The following is a 942-nucleotide window of genomic DNA, read 5'->3' on the forward strand; positions in this document are numbered from 1 at the left end:
CGACGCGCGGACGGCCCGACGGCGCGACAGNCTCGCCGGTCCGCCCGCCGCGAGCCGTTCCACGGCCCTCGACCGTGACGTGCCGCGGGTGGGCGGCGTCCGATGCGTGTCCGGCGAGCGTCGCCGACTCCGGGACCCCGCGGTCCGGCGCCTCACGCGGGGCCGGGGGTGCACCGGGCAGGTCCTCGCCGGGAGCGGAGCCGCGCGGCTCGTAGCGGGGGCCGTCGGCAGCGGACGGGTCCGACGGGGTCGGGGTGCGCCCGGCAGCCGCGTCGGGGGCTTCGGGAGCGACGTGCTGCGCCGGGTGCGTCGGGCGGGGTGTGTCGGCCGGCATGCGGCGCGGGAGCACGGGCGGCGGGGGCGGCGGGACCGGCGGCACGCTCGGCCCCTGCCCGCGGTCGTTCGGCGCCGCCGTCGGGGCGTCGTCCTCGGGGTGGGTGTCGGTCATCGGTGGGGTCCCTCCACGACGAGCAGGTGCACGGGTTCCTGGAACGCGTCCAGGCGGACGTAGTTCGACGACCCCCAGACCCAGCGCTGCCCGGTCACGACGTCGCGGACGTCGAACGCCTGCTCCGGGTCGAGGCCGAGGGCGGCGAGGTCGAGGTGGACCGTGGTCTCACGGGCCGAGTGGGGATCGACGTTCGCGACGACGATCACGGTGTCGTCGCGCCCGGAGCGGATGAACCGCCCGGGCAGGTGCTTCGAGTACACGACGATCGCCGGGTCCTCTGCGTCGTGGACGTGCAGGTTCCGGAGCTGCCGGAGCGCCGGGTGTGCCTGCCGGAAGCGGTTGAGCATCGTCACGTACGGCGCGAGGCTCGCGCCCTCGGCCTCGGCGAGGGCGAAGTCGCGGGGCTTGTACTCGTACTTCTCGTTGTCGATGTTCTCTTCCGAGCCCGGGCGGGCGACGTCCTCGAAGAGTTCGTAGCCCGAGACATGCCC

1 pseudogene is annotated in these 942 nt (G+C 75.5%); it reads right to left on the reverse strand.

Annotated elements, in window-relative coordinates:
- Window positions 1–444: 444 nt before the first annotated feature.
- Window positions 445–942 (reverse strand): annotated as a pseudogene (locus tag I5E_RS09600) (alpha-1,4-glucan--maltose-1-phosphate maltosyltransferase); the annotation flags it as partial.

It is taken from the genome of Curtobacterium sp. B18 (assembly GCF_000333375.1).
Classification (GTDB): domain Bacteria; phylum Actinomycetota; class Actinomycetes; order Actinomycetales; family Microbacteriaceae; genus Curtobacterium.